A 20,170-nucleotide genomic window follows, 5' to 3' on the forward strand; every position below is an offset into this window, starting at 1 on the left:
ATGATTGTGAAATCCTGTACTTAAAGTAATGGGTGCTTTCGTATTATAGAGTTAACCAGTTTTTACTGGTTGCTCTTTTTTTTATAGGACCTATTATTTCAGTAGCCAGGGTAGAACGTACGGGTGCGTGGGAGTTAGATCTCGTCAACTAAACTGTTCGCCCCCTACTTGTAGAATGATGTTTGAGGCTGGTTGGGACAAATGATCTCGTATAACAAGCGAAGCTATGGAACTACAGGAAGGTATAGGGGTTACTGGTGAGTAAAACTAAGGGAGAGATATTAATGAATCCAGTCATTGGCCTAGATGTAGCCAAAGGAGAAAGTGAGGTTCAAGCCTTTTTAGATAAAGACAAGCCGTTCGGGAAAAGTTTCAGTGTAAAAAGCATACCAAGGAGGATTTAGATTCGCTTATTTCTTTTTTGAGAGAGATAGAGGGACATACTGGGGTTAGGCCAGCAGTTATTCTTGAATCTACAGGACATTACCATACACCGATTATTCAATGTCTTGAGGGATGTCAGTATCTATAAATCTTGGTAAATCCCATCATTTCTTATCAAGCTAAGAAAACAAGCCTTAGAAAGGTAAAGACTGATGCAGTTGATGCATATCACCTTTGTGTTCTTTACTACAAGGAAGAATTTGAGCCATATAAGAAAAGAGGACTGAGACTTCTAAACCTGAGAACATTGTCAAGGCAATACGAAACCGTTACGAACCTTTACATCCAGGCAAAACTTCAGTTTCATACTCTTCTTGATCAGATATTTCCTGAATACAGGGGAGTCTTCGGGGATTTATTTTCGAAAGTTTCTCTTAAAATATTAAAGGAGTTTCCAACATCCGAAGATGTACTGATGGCAGGAGAAGCAAAGATTTTGGCACGAATTAAGGAAATGCGTATTAAACGATCCCCAAGTTGGATGAGGGAGAAGGCACACAAATTAATGGCTTCAGCTAAGCGGAATCCATTCCAACAAGGTGTTTATGAAAGCCAGTTGTTCAGTTTGGATATGTATATCAATATGCTTCTTCAATACCAAGAACACCTATCAAGCTTGGAGAGGCAGATAGATGTCCTGGCAGAAGAAATTGAAGAATGTAAGATAATCCAATCAATTCCCGGTATAGGAGAAAAAATCGCGGCAACGATTATTTCTGAAATCGGGGAAATTGACCGGTTTAATCACCCTAAAAAACTTGTGGCTTACGCAGGAATAGATCCAAGTGTCCATTCATCAGGTAAGTTCACCGCTACGATAAATCATATTACCAAACGAGGTTCAAGCCGATTACGGCACGCTTTATATATGGCCGTATTATGCGGTATAAGAAGCTCAAGGAACAAGAAGCTAAAAGAGTATTATGATCGGAAACGAAATGAAGGAAAGCCTTCAAAAGTAGCGATGATAGCTTGTGTAAACAAGCTTTTACACTGGATTTATGCAATCCTAAAAAGGAATGAGCAGTTCCTAGATATGGCTTAATCAACAAGAAAAAGCAGCTAATGAAAAACCTTCCAAAAGGTATTTGGAGGGTTATTTGGCGTGCCTTCCAAAGTATAACACGGAAGAAAAAAATTTTTAATAAGAAGTTCTTGACTCCTATTAGCTGGTTTTGTTGAATAAGAATACGTCCCCTGACAGCCAAAATAAAGGAGTTGGTAAGAACCAACGCTGGATATGCTCAGGAAACATTGATCCTCGCATTAACACGTTATCTGGCAGGCAATACCCCAACTGCTAGAGAAATGCCGCATACAGCACAAATTGCCATGCGCCTCCACCGAGGAGAAAAATTATTTGAAGATGATTGATCAACCGATGACTATTTCTGCTTCAGAGTTAGAAGGAACGAATGTTCGCATAATGCGAATTAACGCTTTTATAAACCTGTTTTAAATGTGTCTAATCTCTTGGTATATAAGGGGTTAGGCACTTTTTTCTATATCATAATTAACGTTAAGAATCTAAGGGTGAATGGGATAATCGTCTTGACTATTGTCCAACAATCGGGCCATATTGTTGAATAACAAAAGAAAAGTTTTTTATTTAAAAGAGTCTTATCGTAAAATATGAAAGGGAGGTGAAAAAGTGAAGATAAGAAAACGGCTACTTGGGTATGTAATTGATTTATTTCTTTCAATCATTATCCCTATAATTCTTTCAATCCTAACTTTTATTATTGCAGCAATCATCGCTTTACTCTTTTTGCCTTTCGTTGCAAGTGACGGAGATACATGGAATCCATTGCTGACTCGAATAATGAATGGCATACTGCTGTTGGGTGTTTTGGTGTTTATGATCACATCACTAGGATCTAATTTCCAAATGACCTTACCATGGGGCTACAGATTTAACGGTTTAATAGTAAAAAATAGCAATAAATTTAAATTGTTTATATGGTGGTTTATAAGAAACGGAATAGCAGGTCTATTTATATTCTTATTTGCTTATCATATAGCAAATGACATGGACTACAAGAACCTCTATTTACCTATTTTTATTTACATAATCTATCTATGTATGGATGGGATCATGTTCCTTCTTTCAAAAGGAAAGAGAACCTTTACCGATAGTTGGACCGGCACAGAAGTGATAGAAGCATCGAAGGCAGTAAAAGAAATAGCATAAGAATAGGATCGTTAATTTATTGTTTAATTACCAATAGGTGAGAAGCAAAAATAATCCCTTATCACATGTCGAACATCTTTAATCAGTTTGCTGCCTATATTTAGATAAGCCTCAATAAATAATTGATGAAAACATGTACCGACAGTTGCAAGTTGGCGAAGTCATCGAATTAAAAACCTTATATTCCACAGAAACTTTAAACACAATCATGAGCAAGAGGGCTTCCATTACAAATTTGGAGGTTCTTTTTTTTTGCTTTTCATGGATCATTTCGTTTGGTTAAAGGAGATTAATGAAAATGTTGTCGAGAATCCACGAAGCAAATAGCATCGAAAATCACATTTAAGTCCTCAATTTTTTGAGAATCTATCATAACCACAGGCTTTGGATTATGAGCAACTAAGTTAAATGGTATGAATTCTTGGCAAAATGACAAATATTCTTGACCTAATGTTAAGTATTCTTTACAATGAAGAAGCAGGAAACGGTAATAGGGGATGTTAAATATGCTGAGAAATAAAGTGAAGGAATTAAGAGCGAGGCATAATTTTACTCAATCTGATTTAGGTAAATTGGTTGGAGCCACTCGCCAAACCATTGGCATGATTGAAAAAGGTGACTATGCTCCGTCTGTGCTGTTAGCATTGAAAATTGCTAAAGCATTACGTGTCAATTTAGAGGAAGTGTTTTGGATAGAAGGAGAGGATGAGTGAACATGGAAAGGTTTTTGCGTTCACCTTTTACAATGAGTGTGTTTCTTATTGGGCTTGCGGTAATTTATTCGGTGAGTATCGTATTGGAGCAGCGGAATGACATGACGACTATTATTTTTATTGCTTATGCTATTTTTGTCATCATCTATTTCGGAACAATGGTTTGTTTTAACCGTAAATACCCAGACCGGAAGATTCGTATTCTTACCTTCATCCCTTATGAGCTCAAAGAAGAAGATGAAGGGCATCAATATATTACGTATCGGGCTTGTCGAAAAGTATATATTTACTACTACTTTGCCATTCCGGCAGCCATTGTTGCGGTTGCCCTGTTTAGAGAAGTCGAGTTGCTCCCTGTCATCGCTTTGACTGTACTTGGCATTGGGCAGTATTTTATTTTTTGGTCGGAAGTAAAAAAACTATATGAATAAAGGGGAGGATGAAGGATATGCTTTTATCGTATCTATTTGTATTTCTTCTGGCAGCGATTCCGTTATTTGAACTTGTTGCTGTGATTCCATTGGCTATCATCGGAGGTCTATCTCCAGTACTGACAGCGATATTTGCCTTTTTAGGGAATGCTCTGACAGTGGTTCTGCTAATTGTTTTTGTGGATCAAGTGAAGAAATGGATGAGAAAGCGAAAACAAAAAAAACGTATGCAAGATATTATGCATGTGGAAGAAGTTGCGGCGACGCAAGCTGAAGCTGCAGGTATGGAAGAGTCGAAAAAAGGCAAACGCGCACGGGCACTTTTTGATAAGTATGGCTTACCTGGCTTAGCTATTATTGGCCCTTTTTTCGTTGGATCTCATATTTCCGCTTTTATGGGAATGAGCTTTGGTTCGACAAGAAAGAGGGTAACCGGCTGGATGCTGACCAGTTTATTCCTTTGGACAGTAATTATGGCTGTAGCCTCAAGTTATGGAATCACCTTTTTTATGCCTCATGCTGAAGAAAATGGTTTTTTAATCCGCCTATTCAGCAACTAACATTTCGTTAGAGACTTTTAAGATCCTTTATACTAATTCAGTAAGCGGGCGCTTTTCCTGAGTATAGAAAGCGTCCTTTTTCTTTAGTAAGTGTTCTCTTGGTTCGGAAAATATGCTCATATAATTCGGACAAATTCAGTCATTCTGCATGGTAAGGTGAGAAAGTTTTATAAGAAACTTCTTGAAATAGAGCTCGGTCAAAAGAGCCATTTGCCCTTTTAAAGTTTGAAGAGAAGCAAATTTAAATTCCTATAAGCAATGCAGGATTTGAATATCCTTAGAAATGATTTAAACGAGGATAACGAAAAAGATCTCAAATAAGAAAACTAAAAATAGGGGAGATACCCCTCTTTTTTTATGTAAATATGGTGATTTTCGAGAATAATTGGTTAGCTTGTCTTGATAAGGATGGGAAGCATGGCCGATTAAGACAAGCAGCAGTAAACCGGAAGAAAACAAATTTCTCTATTCAGGAATCTTTTCATATGCTAATTTTAAAATAATTTCCTTATATTGAGGGTATTTGGATATAAGGTCTGCTTGTGTGAACAGTTCAAAATCCTGAAAATCAAAGCCTGGAGAAACCATGCAGCCTACTAGTGAGAATGTATCTGCCTCCATAACAGACGAACCAAAGATTGAATTTTTCGGCACTAAAGCTTGAGGTACTTCTCCATTATCAAGGTTTATTCCTAATTTAATTTCTTCATATTCACCATTTTCATTGATGATGTGTATGGTTAATGGACTTCCAGCGTGAAAATACCATAATTCATCTGATTTCAATCGATGAAAGTGGGACACATCGTTGGACGTTAATAAAAAATAAATGCTTGTATAGAGATTACGTGTTCCTGCAAAATTCACAGATAATTCTTGATCAGAAGTACATTCCTCTGATTGAAACGTTCTTTTATAATATCCTCCTTCTGGATGAGGAGTTAATCCAAGCTTTGAAACCCAATAATGCTCATTCTTCATTTTAAATGCTCCAATCCCTGCATAAATAAATACCAAAAAAGTTCCTTAAGTTTGCTTAACTGAATGAAGACTCCTATTTTTAAAATTCCTTAACTTATTTTTCCTTAGAAAAGTCATTATAATTTTTGAACTTAGAAGGCCACTTTTTCTTCTTTAAGTACTTTTCATTAAGTACTAAAATCTTCCCGCTTTCAGCGGGTATGTATTTTTTATACACAGATTTATATTTTTCGAATGCCAAGTGCCCTAAAATATAAATTGGTAAGATAATGAATATGAGAATTACCAATTGCCGTAACCAATTGAATTTATCTCCAATGATATAAATCGTCAATACAGCATGTGCTGCAAAAGAAACCATTAAGGTGAGAAGCACATTACATATATGAAAAGGGATCATTTTATTTTTTTCCCGGAACATTCGCTCTAGTTCATTTTTGATAAAAAGTGTAGTAAATACTGATATTACAATGACAAAAAGGGAAACAAAATAGGTAAGAACAGTGTACATGTTTTCCGCCCACGCTCCTTCAATTACACTAGAAGAAAAAGCTGATCATCAATTATACTTACTATCATTATCATGGTCATCAAACTGCTTTTTATGGGAGCCTCAAAAACAGTAAATGTCTGAGATTAAAGGATTAAGACGCTTAGAGTCTAATTCTTTCTTTGGTTCAAAAAATTTTTATCTTCATTGTAGCACAAAAAATGATAAAGGTTTTGGTTGAACTAGAAGAAGAAAAGCGTGTGGAATTATTCAGATTCGCTTAGTAAATTTTTTGTTCGGCCTATTTGAAACAAGACTTGTGAGTATACGGCGCTAAATAATTATAATTATCAGAATTTTAGTGTGATTCACGAGCTTGTTGGTTATAATAATATTTGGAGTGCATATCCAATAAAATTAGAGGAGCGGAAGTCATGCAATTTATACCTTATTTACAGCTGAACGGAAATGCAAGAGAAGCGATTGGATTTTACGAAAAGGTATTTGGTGCCGAAAATTTAGGAGTGATCACTTTTGGTGAAATGCCTGCTGACCCGAATTTTCCTTTACCAGAGGATGCAAAGGACCTTGTAGCACACGGTACGATAAGGGTTGGAGAGTCAGCTATTATGTTTTCAGATACATTCCCAGGTCAGCCAGCTCAAGAGGGAAACCTGGTGACCATTTGTATTACGTTTGACCATGCAGACAAAGCGCGACAAGTTTCTGAAGCCTTACAGGATGGCGGACAAGTTCTAATGCCGATATCCGAAACAAGTTTTAGTCCTGCTTACGGGGTCATTAAAGATAAATTTGATGTAACCTTTCAAATTTATACTAAAGGACATCAAGGTTAGTACATACGGTATAGGAGAAAAACGGCTTTGAGAAAATGTCAAGGCCGTTTTTTTATGACTCGTTTATCTCATGTCAACATATCAACATTACCCCTATTTAAGATTTCTTGTAAATTGAGATTTGATTGGGTAAACTTTTTTATATTTGAACAATTGGAAAGGAGTATACATAATGACGAACCTAAAAGAAGCATCCATTTCAAAAGTAGAAATGCTTATCAGAAAACCTGTTAAGGAGGTATTCGATGCTTTTATTGATCCTTCGATTACTACTAAATTCTGGTTTACCAAAAGCAGCGGAAGATTAGAAAAGGGAAAACGACTCCGCTGGGATTGGGAGATGTATGGAGTTTCTGCTGAACTTGACGTAATAGAATTGGAACAAAACAATAGAATTCTCATCAAATTTGATGATGATACTACGGTGGAGTGGATTTTTACACCCCGTACGGAAGGAACTTTTGTCACCATTATTAACGCAGGTTTTAAAGGAAATCCAGATGAAATAATTAATCAAGTGATAGATTCAACTGGCGGCTTTACGATTGTTCTGTGTGGTTTAAAAGCACTTCTTGAGCATAACATCATTTTGAATCTTGTTTCGGATAAATTTCCTGACGCACAAGTATAAAGTTAAGAATATCTATTGTTATTTCGAAATAACTAAATATATTTGCAAAAGTAAGGTGCTTAAGCGAATACAAATATATTCAGCGATTTATTATGCTTGCCGGTTAAAGCCAAAAGAAAATACATCCGGCAAGCAGCAGAACCATACATATTAAGATAAGCCTTTTCATTTCTTTTTTACCTTCTTTTTTACCCTCTTGGCAATCATGATGGCGGCAAAGAGCAAGGGGATATAAATGAATGTAAAGGCAAACCCTGCTTTCCCAAAATATTCATTAAGCTGACTAATCTCTTCGCGCGTATTAATAAAGTTAATCAATAATAATAAAGCACCCACTATAAAAAAAACTCCGATTTTTTGTCTAATATTAAAGATTCTTTTGATAAGTCTCGAACAAATCCAAATGGCAATACACACATTCGGAAGCATAATTAAGTTCCAGTTTGCAATTCCGATATATTCGAAACGTTCCACAAAAGGCATTTCAACAATTTTCCACATGGTCAAAGTGGGCCAGACCTGTTTAGCAAGCAGATCTTCCGAATAATAGGCAAACGTAATGACTGCTAAAATCGTATATATCAAGGTAGTGGTGAAAACAGCAAGGTGAGCCCACTTTTTGGATTTCTTTGGTTCTTTTATAAAAGGATAAAAGAACGGAATAATCTCAAAACCGATGAAGGTAAGCGACATATTGTAGGAACCGATGAGAAGTTCCTTAACTGAATGATCCCAAATAGGGAGGAGATTATAGAAATTTGAGAACTTAATGGCCCAGCCAAATGTCAGAAGGAGATAAGCCGGCAATACCAGGCCGAAAAAGGCCGTACCGACTACCGTTCTGAATCCTCCAAAAATGATATAAGTACAAAGAATCATGAATCCAAAGGAGAACCAGAATGTGCTAAGCTCCGGAAACATCCACACTTGAATGACCTCGATAAATGTTCGTACTATAGCTAAGACGTACAAAAAAAAGTAGCCTATGAAAAGGAAGCTGATTGCCTTGCCGATCAAATTGCCTGTAAGGTACTTATGGGCTGTCACAAAATCTCCATCAACCGTTTCGGAAATTTTATAAATCATCCAAATGATGACATGTATGCATCCCCCGGCAAGCAGGATGGAAATCCAGGCATCATAGCCTGCATCCTTTGCGATGACTCTCTGATAGCCAAGAACCCCAATGCCAATTTGCATGGACATAATTAAATAAAAAACTAGAAATGGGGATATCTTCAATCTGTCTGGTATTGGCTGCTCCTGTATCTGATTCACCTCCGTTTCACGGTTGGTAACTGGCTGCTGTAAAACTGGGTTCTTGCTCCCGCGTTATTCAATTCCTTTGTCTCTTGTGTTTTTTTCTTGCTAAAGGGGATAGGATTTTTAGTTTACAAAAAGAGCGGCCTCTTGGATTGCATTTGTAATGGAAGCCTGTTAAATACATCTTTCATATCTGTGGATATAGATGCTTAAGTTCTGGCTCAATCGTCAGCATGAAGTAACCATTTAAAACTTTTTGTTTGATTAATGAAGGGTTATCACAAATCTGCACATCTACAGCAGGTACAAGCTGTTTAATGTCCGCGATTCTTGGAATTCGTCCTTCCAGAAGATATGGGAGAATACCATCTGGATCATATTTTCATCAATTAAAGTGGCTAATAAGGTAAGCCCAAAGTGCACATTTGTTTATCTTCGGCATTACGCTTATTGTCGCCGGTTTTTGGAAAATTTATGAATGGAGGCAATAAAAAAAAGAAAGGTCTGAAGGAATAGGGGACCCCTAGGTCGTCTAGCCTAGGATTTTCTAAAGATAAAACCAAGGCAGTACCAACAAGACTTCTTGCTGGTGCTGCCCATCACGAAGCGGATTTGGTTTGTATAGACAGGGATTCTATTTTATCTTTTGGTTTTAAATTGCCGGCTGCTATCCCAATTAATATGATGACAACTCCCAGCCATTGTGAAAAACTTACAAATTCAGCTAAGATAAGGGCAGATAATGTTACAGCTACTGGAAGCTCCGAAGCAGTTAAGATCGTGCCAAGCCCGGGTCCGATATGGGGCATTCCAATTGAAAATAAAAGTGGCGGTAAAGCAACACCAAACAAGCCGAGTAATAAGCCATACGGTGCTACCCCCATTAAGACAGGCAAATCAAATAGGAACATTGGCGGATATACTAAAAGTACGACAATTAATCCACCGGTAGATAAAAAAGCACTTTTCAGGACAGGGGGAGTATCTTTTCCGACAGAACTGCTGAGAAATATAAAAGTAGTAAACGTCAAAGCCGAAAGCAGTCCCCACGCAGACCCTTGAAAAGATAGAGCAGCTTCACTCTTTGTAATTGAGCCGGCAGATAGGATCGAGCCGATAATCAGAATACCAATAGAGGTGATCTTCCCTTTCGATGGTTTTTTCTTATTAAAGACCCACTCGAAAAGCGTACCAATCCATACAAATTGAAATAAAAAAATGATTGCTAGTGAAGCGTTTAGCGTCTGCAGCGCTTGATAATAAAACACACCAGTCAAACCAAACGGAATTCCGGATAATAGTAGTTTGAGAATTTGATTTAAAGTTGTTTTTTCCTTTTTTGTAAACAGAACCAGCACCCAGGTAAGGAATGCCCCAAATAGATATTGGCCACCAGTTACCTCTGTCACCGAATAACCTGCTGAATAAGCAAGCTTAACAAATGTAGACAACACCCCATAGCAGCATCCACCTAAAAAAACCATTAGTGCATATTGCCAAGTTTTCATTTATTCTACCCCTTTCTTCACATAAAAAAGCCACACAATTGTCAGATGACAGTTGTGTGGCGAAAATAGAGCTTACTCTAGAAAAATCCACGTCCTAAATAGGTTTTATTATTCAAGTCATATAGTAGTATAAGATTAACAATACCAAATGTCAACGAACTATTCTTGTATTCTATTAACGAGGAGCCTTCTAAAAAATTGCCAATACAGGCTGCATTAGAGAATACGCCGTATTGCTTGTCTATTCATAGAAATTCATAGTTATTTACCTGCAGGGAAATAATTTAAAGGGTGGTAATATTAATTCAAAAGGATATATTTGGACAGCGCTAGGGGGTTTTTATTGAGGGAGCTAGGATGAATGCAATATTGAAATTTGCTCTTATTAATAACTATTTGATAAGGCTTCTATATGATAGGTCACAGTGACTTCCGAAAGACTAATTTTAACATACCATAAAGGACTCCCAATACTAGTGGTAACGGTAAAAACCACAATAGAAATTTATCTATAAACGGACTCAATGCCAATAAAGCATTCACAGTAATCACTCCTAAAGTAATAATGGTTACAGTTTTCCCATATAGTTAATTTTAATTAAAATTGTCCGTGTTCCTGAGGGTAGTTTCAACTTACTAATTAGTTAGTAAGATAATCTCACTGAACTAACTTGTATATAGACAAGTGGTGATTTATCTTTACCTCAATCCTTTCCGGAGTGAATTTACAGAAGATAACCTTTGCAGAAATAAATACATGGTGCCGAAAATGCAGCAAAAGCTTGAGTTGAACCGCAAGAATGTAACCGCCACTAAAAAGTAGCCTAAGACTGATCAGCAGTTTTGGCGGAGTTTCTATGCCTCTGCTTATAGGGTTATAAAAGAACATTAGGATTATCCCCACAAATTCCTTTTAAAGGTTTATGACCCCCGTCTTGAATTAGAAGGGGGCAGCGGTGTTTGGAGTTTTATAAGAATGGATTTTTGGGATAGCAGGCTTCCCGGAATGGTAACGGTATGTGCTAAGTTCTCAAGTCTTCAAACTGGATACCGGACAATGTAAACTGGGTTATTTTTGACTACTTATTAATTTGAAAAAAGGTGATTACAATAGCTAAAATAAGCATGGTTAAGGCATTTAATCCCATAATTGGTCTATGTCTAGCTCTAAAGAAGTGAGCGTGCAGGGCACCTAGCATAAGAATAGTAATGAGGGATCCTGAAAGCAAGATAAATTCAGGAAGCCAAAATCCTATGATCAATCCGCCTGCGCTCAATATTTCCAGGAAAGCAATTAATTGCATGAACCATAGGGGGTAGCGATATTCTCCCCAGTGCTTAACCATTGACTTGGTACGTGCTGCTTTCATTGAAACGGATATGGCGAAAATAAAAATTAAAATAATTTGAATGATCATAGTTACAACATCCACACAGTTTCCTCCTTTTGTATAATAGACGTAGCTGCTATATATACATTCTAGGCTTGTTAGTTTAGTGAGTATGTAGTCTGGACTACATTCGGCAGAATTTGGGGAGGGCCATATGGATAAAATTAAGTATTTATCGAGAATACAGATTTTTGAGGATCTGGACTTGGAGGAATTAAAGAAATATGAACCGGCCACACCTATGAAAGTTGTGGAGAAAGGTACCGTTTTTTGTTCTCCTCATATGGATCAAAAGTTATTGTATTTAATCAAATCGGGTCAAGTTCGTTTGTATAGATTAACTGAAAGCGGCAAAGAGCTTACAGTTGATATTTTAGAAACGGGGCATGTGTTTGGAGAGATTGGTACTTTTACAACCGGTTCTGAAAATTTATATGCTGAGGCATGGGAGGATTCTGTTATTTGTAGAATAGATAGAGTTCAGTTTGAAAAAATAATACGTGAAAATCCAAGTATTTCTTTAAAGCTTCTTGAAATAATTTCCAGCCGTCTGAAGGAAGTCGAAGAGTTACTGGAGTATATGGCATATAGCAGTACAAGGAAACGGCTTTTATTCCTGCTAAATAAACTTACAGAGAAGTTTGGGGATAAATTGTCAAGCGGCAGTGCGGAAGAATGGGTTGCACTTAATATTTACATAACTCATCAAGAATTAGCATCGATGATGGGCAGTATCCGTGAAACAGTGACAGCACTTTTAAATGAATTTAATGCAGAAGGAATTGTGCGCAAATCAGGAAGGCGGGGAACCATGGAAGTTCATAGTGTTCGCCTAAAATGTGCATTAAATGAGGGGATAAAAATCAGCACTCATTGAAGAGTGCGTTAGATTAAATTAAAATACACGCAAAATATCGCAAAGATGATAAATTTCCATCTGAATAAACAAGAGAAGAGTGTTGACATATTTAATAAAATATATTATCTTTAATTCAAGATATTTGGTTTCAAGATATCTTTCGATTATTAATTGAAAGGAGTAAGTCTTATGCATGAGATTCTAAAAAGAATTAATGAACTCGCAGCAAAAAGAAAGAAGGAAGGCTTAACACAAATTGAAAATGCAGAAATAATCAATTTGCGCAGTCAATATATTCAAGAATTTCGCGGATCAATGGAAGAGCTGCTATTAAACACAACCATCGTTGATCCAATAGGAGATGATGTAACTCCTGAAAAATTAAAGAGAGCCCAGGCAAGACATAAAGTTAAGCCCATTTGGTAAATCATATATTATCCAGAAAGCGCGCAGCAGTTACAAAGGGAACCACAAAAAACATTAATTTACGGTTAGATTATTAAATGCAGAGGAACTGAGGCATAAGGGAAGAAAATCAAATATTTTTTTATATAATATCTCGAATTCAAGATAATTAAAATTAGGAGGAAATAAAAATGATGGACTTAGGTTTATTAATTATTAGGCTGGTAATTGGCGTATTATTCATTGGTCACGGAGCTCAAAAATTGTTTGGATGGTTTGGGGGTCATGGATTAAAGGGAACCGGAGGCTGGTTTGATTCCATTGGGATGAAGCCGGGAGTAATGATGGCTCTTTTTGCAGGATTAGCAGAACTTATAGGGGGAATCTTGTTTGCATTAGGATTTTTAACTCCTCTCGCAGCACTAATGATTGCAGGAACTATGATCATGGCTATCGTTAAGGTGCATGGTCCAAATGGTTTATGGGCAACATCTAATGGATATGAATATAACTTAACGTTAATCTCTGTTGCCATTGGTATCGCATTAATTGGCCCTGGACGATATGCATTGGATATATTTTTATTCTAAACTATCCCGAATTAGAAATACCTCAAATAAAGCTTTCGACAATTTTTGTTCCTTTCCAGCTTGTATATAAATTGATTAACTGAATTGATAGCAGGGCATGTCCTAATTACAGAATATAATTAAAATCCAAGTTTAAAAGGAGTGTGGAAGATATGGGTAAAAAAACAATGGGGATTCATCATATAACTGCAATTGTTGGCCATCCTCAGGAGAATGTAGATTTTTATGCTGGAGTGTTAGGATTGCGTTTAGTCAAGCAAACGGTCAATTTTGATGATCCAGGCACCTATCACCTTTACTTTGGAAATGAGGGCGGCAAGCCAGGAACAATCATTACTTTCTTTCCTTGGGCAGGTGCCCGTCAAGGGGTTATTGGCGATGGCCAGGTTGGAGTCACTTCGTATGTCGTTCCGGCAGGTGCCATGAAGTTTTGGGAAGAAAGGCTTGAAAAATTCAAGGTGCCTTTTACTAAAATGGAACGGTTCGGAGAGCGATATTTGGAATTTGATGATCCTCATGGACTTCATTTGGAGATTGTTGAAAGAGAAGAAGGGGAACTAAATTCCTGGACTTACGGGGAGGTTACCCCTGAAGCAGCTATAAAAGGCTTCGGTGGAGCAACTCTCTTATCAGCTCAGCCAGAGAAGACGGCTGAGCTGCTGGAAAACATTATGGGACTTGAAGTTTTAGGTCAGGAAGGAGATTTTATCCGATATCGTTCTTCTGCTGATATTGGAAACATCATCGATCTTAAATTAACTCCAATTGGACGGGGGCGAATGGGTGTGGGAACCGTCCATCATATTGCCTGGAGGGCTATTGACGATCAGGACCAATTAGATTGGCAAAAATATGTTGCCGATAATGGATATGGGGTTACACCAGTTCGGGATCGAAACTACTTTAATGCGATCTATTTTAGGGAGCATGGGGAAATATTATTTGAGATTGCTACTGATCCTCCGGGGTTTGCCCGTGATGAATCCCAGGAGACAATGGGCGGGAAATTAATGCTGCCTGAACAATATGAGCCGCAACGGGATAAGATAGAAAGTGTTCTGCTTCCGTTTACAGTCAGGGAATTGGATTAAATTTAAAAGAGGTGATGACCCGCTATGCTTTCAATTGACCCAGCGGACAATAGAGAAAGAGAAAATTATAAATTTTTAATAGGAAGCATCATACCAAGGCCTATTGCTTTTGTAACCACTATATCAAATGAAGGCGTGTTGAATGGGGCACCATTCAGTTATTTCAATATCGTAACATCAAATCCCCCAATGATTTCCTTGGCGATTCAAAGAAATGCAGGAACACAGAAGGATACGGCCAGAAATATTATCAGCACAAAGGAATTTGTTGTTCATATTGTCGATGAGGAGAATGTAGAAACAATAAATAAGACAGCAGCAGCTCTTCCTCCTGATCAAAGTGAAATAGAATTAGCACAATTAACTCCAGCTGAAAGTACGAAAATTTCAGTGCCTGGAGTGATGGAAGCGAAAATCCGTATGGAGTGTATCCTGGAACAATCGCTTTCATTAGGGGGGACGGATACTCCTGGCTGTGATCTAATCATTGGAAAAGTTGTTCAATTTCATATTGATGAAAACATCTATGAAAAAGGAAGAATTGATCCAAGAGGACTCGCTGCAGTGAGCCGTTTGGCGGGCATTAATTATGCAAAGGTTGGCGAGATGTTTTCCATCGAGAGACCAAAGTAGAATTAAGTCACTCTTAAAGAAGTGGAGGGAATGATTTTGCAAATCACTTCAGGTATCCATCATATTACGGCAATGGTTAACGATGCCCAGCGAAATATCGACTTTTATGCAGGGGTACTGGGACTTAGGCTGGTAAAGAAAACGATTAATTTTGACCGGCCGGAAGTCTATCATCTGTATTTCGGAAATGAAAATGGTGATCCTGGGACGGTTATGACCTTCTTCCCGTGGGAGAAGCAGCTAAAAGGACGGATTGGAACGGGCCAGGTCGGGGTGACCAGTTATGTGATCCCTGAACATTCAGTTGAATTTTGGAAAAAACGGCTGAGTAAATTTGGCGTTAAGTTTATACAAACGGTTCGCTACGGTGAAACCTACCTGCAATTCCAGGATCCGGACGGCCTTGAAATCGAGCTGGTTGAGCGGTCTGAGGGGCCATTGAACACATGGGCTTTGAAAGACGTTCCTCCAGAAGCCGCTATTAAAGGATTTGGAGGTGCAACCCTGATTTCGGCAAAGCCAAATAAAACGGCTGAAGTGCTTGAAAATATATTAGGGCTTGAATGCCTAGGCCAGGAAGAGGGATTCTTAAGATTTAAATCAGAAGCCGAACTCGGAAATACGATCGATATAAAACTTACCCCTTCTGTTCGCGGATTGATGGGGGCAGGTACAGTTCATCATATTGCCTGGAGAGCGAAAGATGAAGAGGATCATATGAGGTGGAGAAACCTTCTTCAGGAGAAGGGCTATTATCCAACTGAAATTCTCGACCGCAATTACTTCAAAGCACTTTACTTTCATGAAGAAGGCGGCATTTTGTTCGAAATCGCCACAGACCCTCCAGGATTTACGGTTGACGAACCACTAAAGGAACTTGGCAGCAGGCTTATGCTGCCTTCCTGGCTGGAATCGAAAAGGGAGGAATTGGAAGAGGACTTACCTGCTTTAGAGGTCCCTGTATAAAAGGATGTAAATATTTCAAAAAGGGAAATGCCAATCAGTAAAAAAAGCTAATCCGCGTTAATCGATTAGCTTTTTTAGTGTATTATTGGCAGCTCTTTTTTTCTTTGAATTACCAGCAAATAGTTTATCAATCTATTTCAATAACAACTTTTAAGCTAGATCCTGGAAAGTCGTTTTGTTTTTTAAAAGTGAAAATATCCAGTGTAAGAGCTTATTTACACAAGCAATAATAGCATGTGCCAATAAGCTTTTACACTGTCATTATAAAGAAAAAAGGAAATTCGCTTTCCAACTATCTGATTTTTACAATTATTTTTCCTTTCGCCCTTCCTGACTCCGCATATTCCATCGCTTTTTGAGCATCTTCAAAAGGAAAAACTCTATCAATTATAGGTTTAATTTTACCATTCTCGATAAGGTTTGCGATTATACGTAATTGCTCTCCACTTGGCTTCATAAACAAAAACGTATATTCAACATTATGTTTTTTTTCAAGCGCAGTAAGTTTATGACTTGCTGCTGAAAACAACAGCGTTTTAAAAAAACCGGAACCATATTCTTTACCAAAACGGGCATTCGGTAATCCTGAAACGGAAACAATTTTTCCTCCGCTCTTTATCACTTCGAATGATTTTTCGAGTATCTCGCCCCCAAGTGTATCAAAGACGGCATCATAGTTTTTCAATATCTTTTCAAACTTTTCTGTCTTGTAATTTATTATTTCATCTGCACCAAGAGATTTCACTAAATCTGCACCAGCAGCACTTGCAGTCGTTGCAACAGTGGCGCCCATTAATTTGGCCAGTTGAATAGCAAATGTACCTACACCACCAGCGCCAGCTTGAATTAAAATCTTTTGTCCCCTTTGTAATTGCAAAATGTCTGTCAGTGCCTGATAGGAGGTTAACCCAACCAGCGGGATCGATGCTGCTTCTTCAAAGCTTAAATTTTTTGGCTTTAAGGCGATGTCATCTTCATGAATAGCGATATATTCAGCAAAAGTACCGATTTTACTCTTACGTGGTCGTGCATAAATTTCGTCACCAGCTTTAAAACGAGTCACTTTTGCGCCAACCTTTGCAATGACACCAGAAAAGTCATTCCCTAAGATAAGTGGCATTTTATATTTTATTAACATTTTCACTTTCCCATCGCGTATCTTAAAATCAACAGGATTGATGCTTGCTGCATGAATTTCTGCGAGTACCTCATATTCACCAATTTCAGGTGCGGGTATTTCTGCCAAACGCATTGGAACCTTCCCATACCTATCAATGACCATTGCTCTCATAGCCTATACCTCCAAATAAATTCCATCAATTCAATAAAAGTTCTTCATGAACTTATCAATATCCAACACAAGCGTTCTTAACAAACCTAATTCTGTACGTACATTAATATAATAAAAGTTTTTTGTCCCTTCCTTACGCATTAAAATAACACCTGCGTCTCGTAAAACCTTAAGATGATGGGACACAGCTGGTCGAGAAAGATGTGTTTGTTCTGTTATTTCACCCACACGTAATCCTGTTTGACAATCCGTCCCCATTAGAACTAACAAGATCGATTGACGTGTTTCATCACCAATTGCCATTAGTACCTTTTGACAGTTAATAAAATCCTCTTTGATTATATTTAGCTGGTCCTGTTTATTCATTAGAGTAAAATACCTCCATTATCAGTTTAATGGTTTAAGTTGATAAACCATATTACTGGATACAACAATAAACTATTGTTTTGTTAGGTGCAATATTGAGAAAGCAAATCGAGACGAATACTTGATTGATTTTTCAGTCTCTCTACTTTCTTTATAAGAATTATAAGGATCTTAATAACCATCTTTCTTCATCCTCTTATAAACTATTCCATCCTTTATGTTCGTTATTTATACTATCAGTAGGGGGGAGAAAAAATGATCGAAGGGAAAATTCTAAAATACTACAGAGAAAAACAAGGATACACACAGGAACAGCTTTCAAGAGGGGTTTGTTCTGTCACTCATTTAAGTAAAATTGAGCGAGGCATAACAGAATATTCTGGGGAAATTATTACACTTCTTTCTAAAAAATTAAACAAAAATTTTCAAGACGAAGTAAGGGATTTCAATAGGTTTAAAGAAACATTAGAAGAATGGAAAAATGCTATTGTTATGTTAGATACCGAAAACATGAAAGTAAAAAAAGCAGAACTTGACGCTAATCTATTAAAGGATTTTCCCGACTTTCAAGTACACTACTCACTGCTTTTAGCCCGTCATTATCTCATTCTTTATGAAAATGAAAAATGTCATAAAGTGATGCAAAAGATCAAGAAACTGGACATCAGCCTTTCACCTTATGAGAGCAATCTATATAAACATGTCCAGGGAATCTGTTATTTTAGTATCGGAAACTACAAGGATTCAATTGAAGTCCTAAAGAAAATTGATTCCAGTTATTCGAGCGAAGAATATTACTACCACCTGGCTATTTCCTATCATGCAGTTCATGACAACACTTTAGCTTACTATTATGCTCAAAAAGCTTTGCGCTATTTTCAAGAAACATTAAATTTCACACGCATACTCGATACAGAGTCGCTTATTATCCTTCAATTAAACGCCAAATCGCAATTTAGCCTAAAAGAGACCCGCAGCTATTATGATAAATTAATCCAATCTGCAAAAAAGATTCAATCTGCAGATAGGTTAACTAAACTCTATTTTAATCTTGGACAAGAGCTGTTTAGAAGAAAACATTTCCGAGAGGCAAAAGAGTATTTTGATGAAGGGTTGACCTTACTGAAAGAAGAAGATTTCTTATATCTAACCATGTTAGATTTATACATAGACATTTGTTATAAGGGAAACTTAAAATCGAAAGAAGACCTATTATCCGATGCAAAAAAAGGTTTGCACCTCGCCCAAAAACGAAACGACCAAAGTTACTTATTTTTTCATCTGCATGTTTTATTACTGAACGGGGAGGAAGATTCCTATTATGGCTATGTTGAAAATAAGGTGCTTCCATATTTCATTCAGTCCGGAAACGAGGATCTAATCCAGCACTTTGAAGTTAAGCTTTTTCGGTATTATATCAAATCAGAGCAAAACGAAAAGGCATGGGCTCTCGCTAAAAAGAAAATGCTTGCTGAGATGAGCTATTATGAAATGGATTAGTGTCGTGTACTTTTAAATGGAATAAGGACTAATGCCCCCCTCACAAATATGACGGGTGCTCTTCTTTTCCATTCAGGAGCATATATTCACATTAAAAAACTGGAGAGTTGCGCTGCATACAAGGAGGATTCAGTCATGTTAAATGAAACAGACTTGAAGCATTTACGACGCTGTATTGAACTTGCAAGGATTGCTCTGGAAAAAGGCGACGAGCCATTTGGCTCCGTCCTTGTCTCAGCCAGCGGTGAGGTTCTTGCAGAAGACCACAACCATGTTGCAAATGGTGACCATACCCAACATCCGGAATTTGCGCTGGCGCGTTGGGCAGCCGAGAACATGTCAGCTGAAGAAAGAAGCAAGGCGACAGTATATACCTCAGGCGAACATTGCCCTATGTGTGCTGCGGCCCATGGATGGGTTGGATTAGGTCGGATCGTTTTTGCAAGTTCCTCTGTACAGCTAGGTCAATGGCTGGAAGAGATGGGGGTTGCTGCATCGCGCGTTCGCAGCCTTCGGATCCACGAAGTCATTCGTGATACTACAATTGACGGTCCTGTTCCTGAGCTCGCGGAACAAGTTCGCCAGCTTCATCATCAGTTTTACAAAGTGAAACGGTGATCACGGTATCCAGGTTTTTTTAAAAGACCCAGATGGATATATGTGGGAATAAATGGCTTTGTTCAACCAGAATCATGTGCAGAATTCTCAATTATAGATATGAAAGAAACAGGCACTTACCTTGAACAGGAAGTGCTCTTTTTTAATTTTTAGATCAGCATTATTGTAATGAGTTATTCCATAATCTGGGGCCAATCAGGAGCAAGAAATATGCTCTTTCCTTGTGAATAGGCCCTGATTATGGAAAAGGGATCGTTTGACTTGCTTAGACATCAATAATATGGAAAATAAATAAATCGTCGTATTTACATCACCATGTGTATTCTTTAGACTGAAAAGGCGGAAAATTACCAATGTTATTATAATATCTTCGCGGCTACCTGATAACAAA

General features: G+C 37.6%; 21 protein-coding genes and 1 pseudogene. 15 read left to right on the forward strand and 7 right to left on the reverse strand.

The genetic code is table 11. From position 1 onward, the window contains the following. Positions 1-284 precede the first annotated feature (284 nt). The 5 genes and pseudogenes from JI665_RS22185 (at position 285) to JI665_RS22205 (ending at position 4,339) form a co-directional block, all read left to right on the forward strand. Positions 285-1,489, forward strand: a pseudogene (locus JI665_RS22185) (IS110 family transposase). Between the two features lie 606 nt (positions 1,490-2,095). After that, positions 2,096-2,635 (forward strand): hypothetical protein, encoded by a 540-nt coding sequence (locus tag JI665_RS22190; RefSeq protein WP_206844235.1) that lies wholly within the window; start codon positions 2,096-2,098, stop codon positions 2,633-2,635. A gap of 506 nt (positions 2,636-3,141) precedes the next feature. Further along, positions 3,142-3,348 (forward strand): helix-turn-helix transcriptional regulator, encoded by a 207-nt coding sequence (locus JI665_RS22195; protein WP_206844237.1) that lies wholly within the window; start codon positions 3,142-3,144, stop codon positions 3,346-3,348. A gap of 2 nt (positions 3,349-3,350) precedes the next feature. After that, positions 3,351-3,779 (forward strand): hypothetical protein, encoded by a 429-nt coding sequence (locus JI665_RS22200; RefSeq protein ID WP_206844240.1) that lies wholly within the window; start codon positions 3,351-3,353, stop codon positions 3,777-3,779. 17 nt (positions 3,780-3,796) lie between these two features. Next, positions 3,797-4,339, forward strand: coding sequence for a small multi-drug export protein (locus JI665_RS22205; RefSeq protein ID WP_244671285.1), 543 nt, complete (start codon positions 3,797-3,799; stop codon positions 4,337-4,339). Between the two features lie 465 nt (positions 4,340-4,804). On the opposite strand, the gene JI665_RS22210 is transcribed toward JI665_RS22205, so the two are convergent. Both JI665_RS22210 and JI665_RS22215 read right to left on the reverse strand, forming a co-directional pair. After that, on the reverse strand, positions 4,805-5,320 hold the full coding sequence (locus tag JI665_RS22210; protein ID WP_206844243.1) for a cupin domain-containing protein: 516 nt from the start codon (positions 5,318-5,320) through the stop codon (positions 4,805-4,807). Between the two features lie 94 nt (positions 5,321-5,414). Further along, positions 5,415-5,831 carry a hypothetical protein gene (locus JI665_RS22215; RefSeq protein WP_206844246.1) on the reverse strand — a complete coding sequence of 139 codons (417 nt, stop codon included), beginning with the start codon at positions 5,829-5,831 and terminating at the stop codon, positions 5,415-5,417. Positions 5,832-6,244: 413 nt separating this feature from the next. On the opposite strand from JI665_RS22215, the gene JI665_RS22220 reads away from it, so the two are divergent. Together JI665_RS22220 and JI665_RS22225 are read left to right on the forward strand one after the other, a co-directional pair. Next, on the forward strand, positions 6,245-6,667 hold the full coding sequence (locus tag JI665_RS22220) for a VOC family protein (protein ID WP_206844249.1): 423 nt from the start codon (positions 6,245-6,247) through the stop codon (positions 6,665-6,667). 172 nt (positions 6,668-6,839) lie between these two features. Continuing rightward, the gene (locus JI665_RS22225; protein ID WP_206844251.1) at positions 6,840-7,298 is read left to right on the forward strand and encodes an SRPBCC family protein; all 459 of its coding nucleotides are present in this window, start codon (positions 6,840-6,842) and stop codon (positions 7,296-7,298) included. A gap of 165 nt (positions 7,299-7,463) precedes the next feature. Here the strand turns inward: JI665_RS22225 and JI665_RS22230 are convergent, their stop codons facing one another. From JI665_RS22230 to JI665_RS22240, 3 genes are all read right to left on the reverse strand, one after another. After that, positions 7,464-8,567 carry a GerAB/ArcD/ProY family transporter gene (locus JI665_RS22230; protein WP_206844558.1) on the reverse strand — a complete coding sequence of 368 codons (1,104 nt, stop codon included), beginning with the start codon at positions 8,565-8,567 and terminating at the stop codon, positions 7,464-7,466. A 593-nt stretch (positions 8,568-9,160) separates the two neighbouring features. Continuing rightward, on the reverse strand, positions 9,161-10,069 hold the full coding sequence (locus JI665_RS22235) for an EamA family transporter (RefSeq protein WP_206844254.1): 909 nt from the start codon (positions 10,067-10,069) through the stop codon (positions 9,161-9,163). 1,079 nt (positions 10,070-11,148) lie between these two features. Beyond that, entirely contained in the window at positions 11,149-11,502 is a 354-nt protein-coding gene (locus tag JI665_RS22240; RefSeq protein WP_206844257.1) for a DoxX family protein, read from the reverse strand. Between the two features lie 112 nt (positions 11,503-11,614). Between JI665_RS22240 and JI665_RS22245 the strand changes: the two genes are divergently transcribed. From JI665_RS22245 to JI665_RS22270, 6 genes are all read left to right on the forward strand, one after another. Next, positions 11,615-12,337 carry a Crp/Fnr family transcriptional regulator gene (locus tag JI665_RS22245; protein WP_206844260.1) on the forward strand — a complete coding sequence of 241 codons (723 nt, stop codon included), beginning with the start codon at positions 11,615-11,617 and terminating at the stop codon, positions 12,335-12,337. Between the two features lie 171 nt (positions 12,338-12,508). Continuing rightward, complete coding sequence (locus JI665_RS22250) at positions 12,509-12,745, forward strand: DUF896 domain-containing protein (RefSeq protein ID WP_206844263.1); 237 nt, start codon at positions 12,509-12,511, stop codon at positions 12,743-12,745. A 170-nt stretch (positions 12,746-12,915) separates the two neighbouring features. Further along, entirely contained in the window at positions 12,916-13,314 is a 399-nt protein-coding gene (locus JI665_RS22255) for a DoxX family protein (protein WP_206844266.1), read from the forward strand. Between the two features lie 152 nt (positions 13,315-13,466). Then, on the forward strand, positions 13,467-14,405 hold the full coding sequence (locus JI665_RS22260) for a ring-cleaving dioxygenase (protein WP_206844269.1): 939 nt from the start codon (positions 13,467-13,469) through the stop codon (positions 14,403-14,405). A gap of 24 nt (positions 14,406-14,429) precedes the next feature. Beyond that, on the forward strand, positions 14,430-15,038 hold the full coding sequence (locus JI665_RS22265; RefSeq protein WP_206844272.1) for a flavin reductase family protein: 609 nt from the start codon (positions 14,430-14,432) through the stop codon (positions 15,036-15,038). Positions 15,039-15,068: 30 nt separating this feature from the next. Then, positions 15,069-16,004: a ring-cleaving dioxygenase gene (locus tag JI665_RS22270; protein ID WP_206844275.1), complete on the forward strand. Its 936-nt coding sequence runs from the start codon at positions 15,069-15,071 to the stop codon at positions 16,002-16,004. Positions 16,005-16,296: 292 nt separating this feature from the next. On the opposite strand, the gene JI665_RS22275 is transcribed toward JI665_RS22270, so the two are convergent. Both JI665_RS22275 and JI665_RS22280 read right to left on the reverse strand, forming a co-directional pair. After that, positions 16,297-17,295, reverse strand: a complete 999-nt coding sequence (locus JI665_RS22275) for an NADP-dependent oxidoreductase (RefSeq protein WP_206844279.1) — start codon at positions 17,293-17,295, stop codon at positions 16,297-16,299. A 30-nt stretch (positions 17,296-17,325) separates the two neighbouring features. Continuing rightward, positions 17,326-17,661 carry an ArsR/SmtB family transcription factor gene (locus JI665_RS22280; protein ID WP_206844283.1) on the reverse strand — a complete coding sequence of 112 codons (336 nt, stop codon included), beginning with the start codon at positions 17,659-17,661 and terminating at the stop codon, positions 17,326-17,328. Between the two features lie 255 nt (positions 17,662-17,916). Here JI665_RS22280 and JI665_RS22285 point away from each other — a divergent pair, with 255 nt between their 5' ends. Both JI665_RS22285 and JI665_RS22290 read left to right on the forward strand, forming a co-directional pair. After that, positions 17,917-19,161: a helix-turn-helix domain-containing protein gene (locus tag JI665_RS22285; protein WP_206844286.1), complete on the forward strand. Its 1,245-nt coding sequence runs from the start codon at positions 17,917-17,919 to the stop codon at positions 19,159-19,161. A gap of 135 nt (positions 19,162-19,296) precedes the next feature. After that, a complete protein-coding gene (locus JI665_RS22290) occupies positions 19,297-19,779 on the forward strand; it encodes a nucleoside deaminase (protein ID WP_206844289.1) in 483 nt (160 codons plus the stop codon). Positions 19,780-20,170 lie beyond the last annotated feature (391 nt).

Origin of the sequence: Bacillus sp. NTK034, from assembly GCF_017303275.1 — a bacterium.
Taxonomy (GTDB): Bacteria; Bacillota; Bacilli; order Bacillales; family Cytobacillaceae; genus Cytobacillus.